The following is a 6,734-nucleotide window of genomic DNA, read 5'->3' on the forward strand; positions in this document are numbered from 1 at the left end:
GGAGTGGGGCCTGCCGATCATGAAGGACCCGAAGACCGGGCGCTACCTGCGCGAGGGTCGGTGGCAGATCATGATCCACGGCGAGTCGTACAAGCCCATCGTGGCCGAGGCGGCGAAGAAGTCGGCGGACAAGGTCTTCAACCGCATCTGCGTGACCCACCTGCTGATGGACGAGAGCAAGGAGAACCGGGTGGCCGGCGCCGTCGGCTTCAACGTGCGCACGGGCAATTACCACGTCTTCAAGTCCAAGACCGTGATCTGCGGCGCCGGCGGCGCGTCCAACATCTTCAAGCCGCGCTCGGTGGGCGAGGGCTCCGGCCGGACCTGGTACGCGCCGTGGTCGTCGGCATCGGCGTACGGGCTGCTGATCAACGCCGGCGCGAAGATGACGCAGATGGAGAACCGCATCGTGCTGGCGCGGTTCAAGGACGGCTACGGTCCGGTCGGCGCCTACTTCCTGCACCTGAAGACCTATACGCAGAACGGCCTGGGCGAGGAATACGAGTCCAAGTGGTTCCCCGAGCTGCAGAAGATGGTCGGCAAGGAGTACCTCGATCCCGAGGCGTCGCACCTGACGCACCGGCCGATCCCGACCTGCCTGCGCAACCACGCGCTGATCAGCGAGGTCAACGCCGGGCGCGGCCCGATCCACATGGTGACGATGCGTTCGTTCCAGGATCCGCACCTGGAGGAAGTGGGCTGGGAGAACTTCCTCGGCATGACCGTCGGCCAGGCGGTGCTGTGGGCCGCCACCGACGTCGACCCGAAGAACGAGAACCCCGAACTGACGACGTCCGAGCCCTATGTCATGGGTTCGCACGCCACAGGTTCGGGCGCCTGGTGCTCCGGCCCCGAGGACATCTCGCCGCCCGAGTACTTCTGGGGCTACAACCGCATGACGACGGTGGAGGGCCTGTTCGGCGCCGGCGACGCTGTCGGTGGCACGCCGCACGCCTTCTCGTCGGGGTCGTTCACCGAGGGCCGCCTCGCCGCGAAGGCGGCGTGCAAGTACATCGACGACGGCAAGGCCGAGGGCATCGTCGTCAGCGACGCGCAGATCCGCCGCTTCAAGGAGGAGGTCTACAAGCCGCTGGAGCACTACCGGATCTACCGCAACGAGATCGTCGCGGGCGACGTCAACCCGAACTACATCAACCCCAAGCAGGGCCTGGACCGACTGCAGAAGCTGATGGACGAGTACTGCGGCGGCGTGACGGTCAACTACATGACCAACGAGAAGCTTCTCAACATCGGTCTGAAGAAGCTCGCGATCATGGAGGAAGACCTCGAGAAGCTGGCCGCCAAGGACATCCACGAGCTGTTGCGTGCCTGGGAACTGAAGCACCGCCACCGCGCCGCCGAGTGCGTCACGCAGCACACGCTGTTCCGCAAGGAGACGCGCTGGCCGGGCTACTACTACCGGGGCGACGCGATGAAGGTCGACGACGAGAACTGGCACGTGCTGACGGTGTCGCGCCGCGACCCGAAGACCGGCGAATACACCATGGAGAAGGCGCCCTGCTATCACCTGATCGCGGACGAGAAGTAGCCTCGGTCCCGGGCACGCGCGTGAACATCATCGAGAAGTCCGACGAGGAGATCCTGGCCATGGCCCGGCCGCTGTGGCTCGACCTCGTCAAGCATTCGAACGAGGGCAGGTACGGGGACTTCGCGAAGAACTTCTCCAGCGACCTCGCGCGTGCCCTGGACCAGGTGGCCGCGGGCCACCAGTTCGCGCACAGCGAACTGGCGCGGAATCTGTCCGAGCAGGTGGACGCCCTCGGCATCATCCGTCGGGGCGAGCACGTGACCGTTCTCTATCGCCAGCGCAGCACCAAGAAGCCGGGCGAGTGGCTCGGCAGGCTGGTGCTCGGCTACGAGGACGGCAAGCTCAGAATCTTCGGTGCTTCCATCTTCTGAACGGTTTGTCGGGGCCTGACGTGAGCGAAGTGATCCGCGACGGCAAGTTCGTCGAGCTGACCTACAAGGTGTTCGACAAGAAGCTGGGGCATGTGCTCACCAGCGTCGAGTTCCCGCTGGGTTATGTCCACGGTCACAACGAGGTCCTGGCCCCTTCGGTGCATGCGCAGCTCGCGGGCAAGTCCGCCGGCGACGTCATCGAGGTGGAGATCGACGGCAACCAGATCTTCGGCCCGCGGGACGAGTCGCTGGTGTTCTCCGATCACATCGACAACGTCCCCGAGGAGTACCGGCAGGTCGGCACCTCCATCCTGATGGAGAACGACCGCGGGCAGACGCGCAGTTTCCTCGTCACGCACATGGACGACGACACGCTGACGGTCGACGGCAACAACCCGCTGTCCGGCAGGGTGGTCGTGTTCAAGCTCGAAGTGCTGACCGTGCGCGACGCATCCGACGAAGAGATCCGGGCCGGCGGCGCGATCAGCGCGGGCGCCGCGATCGACCCGTCGCTGCTGAAACCCGTCTGAGCGGCGGCGCCGATGGACATCGGACGACGCTTGCTCGGGCATCGTCGACTGCGACGGCAGTCCCCTTTCACGGACACATGAGGTGACTTCATGAGCGACCACAAACCGCCCCCCACCAAGGTTCCCGACGGCGTCACGCGCTACGTCACCACGCGCCAGATGCCGCCCAACGAGAAGGGTTTCGTCGGATTCGAAACGATCTGGAAGCCGTTCCAGAAGGTGGCCGAATACAAGACGCCGAAGAAGCCGTAGGCGTCCGCGCGCAGGACCGAGTGGCCACCGAGTGCGAGCCGCAGCTGCGACGCCCGGCGCTGCAACGGCCAGGGCGTGGCGTGCGCTCGCCCGTGGCCCGTGGCGTGGCCGCGCGGCCGGTCGGTTCGTCGTCGGCCGCGCGCGATGCTCGCGCAATGAGCAGATGAGCCGACTGTCCGAAGATGGCGTCCGCCCGGCGCCCGCGAAGCCGGGCAGGCCGGCTGCGCCGAACACCGCGTCGCCGGGGCCTTGTCCAGCGCGCGCGCGGCGGACCCTAAGGCTGCGTCGCCTTGTTCGCGTTGCCGCGCGCCTTCTCGATCGGGTACCTGCGGGCATTGGCGGCCAGCTTGCTGCGCACGGCGTCGTCCAGGTCCACCTCGAGGACGGCCGCCAGCCGCACCAGGTAGATCAACACATCGGCCATCTCGTCGCGCACCCGGCGCGCGGTGACCGCATCGCGCGCGACCTCGCGCGATGCGTCCTCGGTCAGCCACTGGAACAACTCCACCAACTCGCCCACCTCGCCGGTGAGCGCCATCGCGAGATTCTTCGGCGAGTGAAACGGCTCCCAGTCGCGTTCGCGGGCGAACTGCGCAATCGCTTCACGCAGCCCCGCGACGTCGACCAGCGCCCGCGGCTTCGGATCGTCCGCAACGGTCATCGACGGATTGCCTTGCACAGCCACCTGGCAATCGTACCGCCGGGCGACCGCAGCGGGCCCGCCGTGCCCCGGGCCGGCCGGTCGGTCGCCGGCGGCCGGGCAGCGGGCGCCCATGGCGGGCCCCCGCCGCGTGGCGAGTGGTGGCGCAGCCGCCTGCGCGCCGTGTCGGTGCACCGCGCTGGCGCTGCGCACTGACCGAAGAACGACACGAGACGAGCCCATGCGCCGACCCCCGTTGCACGACCCGCTGGCCGACCCGCATGCCGGGGCCGCGCACGAGATGCGCAAGACCACCTGCTACATGTGCGCCTGCCGCTGCGGCATCCGGGTGCACCTGCGCGACGGCGTCGTGCGCTACATCGACGGCAACCCGGACCACCCGCTGAACCAGGGCGTGATCTGCGCCAAGGGTTCGTCGGGGATCATGAAGCAGTACTCGCCGGCGCGGCTGCTCAAGCCGCTCAAGCGTCGCGAAGGCGCCGAGCGCGGCGCCGGCGACTTCGTCGAGATCGAGTGGGACGAGGCGTTCGCGACGCTGGCCGAGCGCCTGGCGAAGATCCGAGCCACCGACCCGAAGCAGTTCGCCCTGTTCACCGGGCGCGACCAGATGCAGGCGCTCACCGGCCTGTTCGCGCGCCAGTTCGGCACGCCGAACTACGCGGCGCACGGCGGCTTCTGCTCGGTGAACATGGCCGCCGGGCTGATCTACACGATCGGCGGCTCGTTCTGGGAATTCGGCGGTCCCGACCTCGACCGCGCCAAGCTGTTCGTGATGCTCGGCACCGCCGAGGACCACCACAGCAACCCGCTGAAGATCGCGATCAGCCGGTTCAAGCGCAACGGCGGGCGCTTCGTCTCGGTCAACCCGGTGCGCACCGGGTACTCGGCGATCGCCGACGAGTGGGTGCCGATCCGCCCCGGCACCGACGGCGCGTTCCTGCTCGCGGTGATCCACGAGATCCTGGCCAAGGGCCTGTACGACCGCGATTTCGTCGTCCAGTACACCAACGGCGGCGAACTCGTGAACCTCGACGCCGCGCACGACGAGTACGGCATGTTCGTGCGCACCGAGGTGCCGCAGGAGGAGGTCTGCTACGACCCGCAGAACAAGCTGTGGTGGGACCGGCACACGAACAAGCCGGTGCTGTCGCACGCCGAGGGCGCCGACCCGTTCCTGCTCGGCGAGTTCACGCTCGCCGACGGCACCCCGGTCAAGCCCGCGTTCCAACTGCTGCAGGACCGCGTCAAGGACTACACGCCCGAGTGGGCGGCGCAGATCACCGGCATCCCGGCCGGAACGATCCGCCGGCTGGCGCACGAGATGGGGGTGACCGCGCGCGACCAGCGCATCGAGCTGCCGATCGCGTGGACCGACGCCTGGGGCCACGAGCACGACACCGTCACCGGCAACCCGGTGGCGTTCCACGCGATGCGCGGGCTGGCCGCGCACTCGAACGGCTTCCACACGATCCGCGCGCTGGGCATCCTGATGTCGCTGCTCGGCACGATCGACCGCCCCGGCGGGTTCCGCCACAAGGCGCCGTTCCCGCGGCCGATCCCGCCTTGCGCCCGCACGCCGAACGACCCGCGCGCGGTCCGGCCCGGCCACCCGCTCGACGGCATGCCGCTGGGCTGGCCGTCGGACCCCGACGACCTGTTCGTCGACGACGACGGGCAGCCGGTGCGCATCGACAAGGCGTTCTCCTGGGAGTACCCGCTGTCGGTGCACGGGCTGATGCACAACGTCATCACGAACGCCTGGCGCGGCGACCCGTACCGCATCGACACGCTGCTCATCTTCATGGCCAACATGTCGTGGAACTCCACGATGAACACGGCCGAGGTGCGCCGCATGCTCAACGACCGCGACGAGCACGGCGAGTACAAGATCCCGTTCCTCGTGGTGGCCGACGCGTTCCACTCGGAGATGACGGCCTTCGCCGACCTGATCCTGCCCGACACGACCTACCTCGAGCGCCACGACGTGATGTCGATGCTCGACCGCCCGATCTCGGAGTTCGACGGCCCGGTCGACGCGGTGCGCATCCCGGTGCTGCCGCCCAGCGGCGACTGCAAGCCGTTCCAGGAGGTGCTGATCGAGCTCGGCACGCGGCTGAAGCTGCCGACCTTCGTCACGCCGCAGGGCCAGCGCAAGTACCGCGACTACCCCGACTTCATCGTCAACTGGGAGACCGAGCCCGGATCGGGCATCGGCTTCCTCGCGGGCTGGCGCGGCAAGGGCGGCGAGAAGAGCCTGGTCGGCGAGCCGAACCCGCGCCAGTGGGAGATGTACGAGCAGCACGACTGCGTGTTCCACCACGAACTGCCGCGCAGCTACCAGTACATGCGCAACTGGAACCAGGGCTACCTCGAGTGGAGCCGCGCGCACCGCATCACGCGCTACGCCGAGCCGATCCTGATCCACCTGTACTCGGAGGTGCTGCAGCGCTTTCGCAGCGCCGCGCAGGGCAAGGGGCTGACGCGCAAGCCGCCGGCGGCGCTGCGCCAGCGCGTGGCGACCTACTTCGACCCGCTGCCGTTCTACTACGAGCCGCTCGAGGCGCACGTCACCGACAAGCACAAGTACCCGCTGGCCGCGGTGACGCAGCGGCCGATGGCGATGTACCACTCGTGGGACTCGCAGAACGCCTGGCTGCGCCAGATCCACGCCTGGAACGTGCTGTACGTCAACACCCACACCGCGCGCGCCGCCGGCATCGACGACGGCGACTGGGTCTGGGTCGAGTCGCCGTGGGGCCGCGTGCGCTGCCGCGCCAGCCACAGCGAGGCGGTCGAGCCGGGCACGGTGTGGACCTGGAACGCGATCGGCAAGGCCGCCGGCGCATGGAACCTCGAGCCCGACGCCAACGAGTCGCGCCAGGGATTCCTGCTCAACCACCTGATCAGCGACGAGCTGCCGGTGCGCGGCAGCGAGCAGCGCATCTCGAACTCCGACCCGGTCACCGGCCAGGCCGCCTGGTACGACGTGCGCGTGCGCATCGTCAAGGCCGCGCCCGGCGAGCCGGCCGAGAGCGCGCCGCAGTTCGCGCCGATGCGCCGCTACCCCGGCATGGGCGAGCGGTTGCGCGAGCTGGTGCTGCCGGCGAAGGTCAGGCGATGACGCGCAAGCAGCTCGCGCTGGTCATCGACCTGAACGTGTGCGTGGGATGCCACGCCTGCGTGACCAGCTGCAAGGAGTGGAACGGCAGCGGCGCCGCCGGGCCGATGAGCGACCAGAACCCCTACGGCGCCGACCCCAGCGGCACCTTCTTCAACCGCGTGCTGACCTTCGAGGTCGGCGAGTACCCGCACACCGAGACGGTGCACTTCCCGAAGTCGTGCCTGCACTGCGAGGAGCCGCCCTGCGTGCC

General features: G+C 68.6%; 6 protein-coding genes and 1 pseudogene. 6 read left to right on the forward strand and 1 reads right to left on the reverse strand.

Translation table 11 applies throughout. The features are described 5' to 3' along the window. The 4 genes from aprA to PKC53_RS18365 all read left to right on the forward strand — a co-directional run. The coding region (aprA, locus tag PKC53_RS18350; RefSeq protein ID WP_324431269.1) for an adenylyl-sulfate reductase subunit alpha at nt 1–1,549 on the forward strand (1,549 nt) is incomplete at its 5' end. A 20-nt stretch (nt 1,550–1,569) separates the two neighbouring features. Beyond that, on the forward strand, nt 1,570–1,920 hold the full coding sequence (locus PKC53_RS18355) for a hypothetical protein (RefSeq protein WP_324431270.1): 351 nt from the start codon (nt 1,570–1,572) through the stop codon (nt 1,918–1,920). Between the two features lie 20 nt (nt 1,921–1,940). Next, a complete protein-coding gene (locus tag PKC53_RS18360) occupies nt 1,941–2,450 on the forward strand; it encodes a hypothetical protein (protein ID WP_324431272.1) in 510 nt (169 codons plus the stop codon). A gap of 90 nt (nt 2,451–2,540) precedes the next feature. Next, nucleotides 2,541–2,702 (forward strand): hypothetical protein, encoded by a 162-nt coding sequence (locus tag PKC53_RS18365; protein WP_324431273.1) that lies wholly within the window; start codon nt 2,541–2,543, stop codon nt 2,700–2,702. Nucleotides 2,703–2,976: 274 nt separating this feature from the next. On the opposite strand, the gene PKC53_RS18370 is transcribed toward PKC53_RS18365, so the two are convergent. Beyond that, on the reverse strand, nt 2,977–3,363 hold the full coding sequence (locus PKC53_RS18370) for a nucleotide pyrophosphohydrolase (protein WP_324431274.1): 387 nt from the start codon (nt 3,361–3,363) through the stop codon (nt 2,977–2,979). Nucleotides 3,364–3,583: 220 nt separating this feature from the next. On the opposite strand from PKC53_RS18370, the gene PKC53_RS18375 reads away from it, so the two are divergent. After that, on the forward strand, nt 3,584–6,484 hold the full coding sequence (locus PKC53_RS18375; protein WP_324431275.1) for a molybdopterin oxidoreductase family protein: 2,901 nt from the start codon (nt 3,584–3,586) through the stop codon (nt 6,482–6,484). Further along, nucleotides 6,481–6,734 (forward strand): annotated as a pseudogene (gene soeB / locus PKC53_RS18380) (sulfite dehydrogenase subunit SoeB); the annotation flags it as partial. The gene PKC53_RS18375 and the pseudogene soeB, both read left to right, overlap by 4 nt.

This window comes from Azohydromonas sp., from assembly GCF_035325925.1.
Classification (GTDB): domain Bacteria; phylum Pseudomonadota; class Gammaproteobacteria; order Burkholderiales; family Burkholderiaceae_C; genus Calidifontimicrobium.

Coding starts and splice junctions, on each gene's coding strand:
- PKC53_RS18365 (WP_324431273.1), top strand. CDS start 2,541: ATGAGCGACCACAAACCGCCCCCCACCAAGGTTCCCGACGGCGTCACG.
- PKC53_RS18370 (WP_324431274.1), bottom strand. CDS start 3,363: ATGACCGTTGCGGACGATCCGAAGCCGCGGGCGCTGGTCGACGTCGCG.
- PKC53_RS18375 (WP_324431275.1), top strand. CDS start 3,584: ATGCGCCGACCCCCGTTGCACGACCCGCTGGCCGACCCGCATGCCGGG.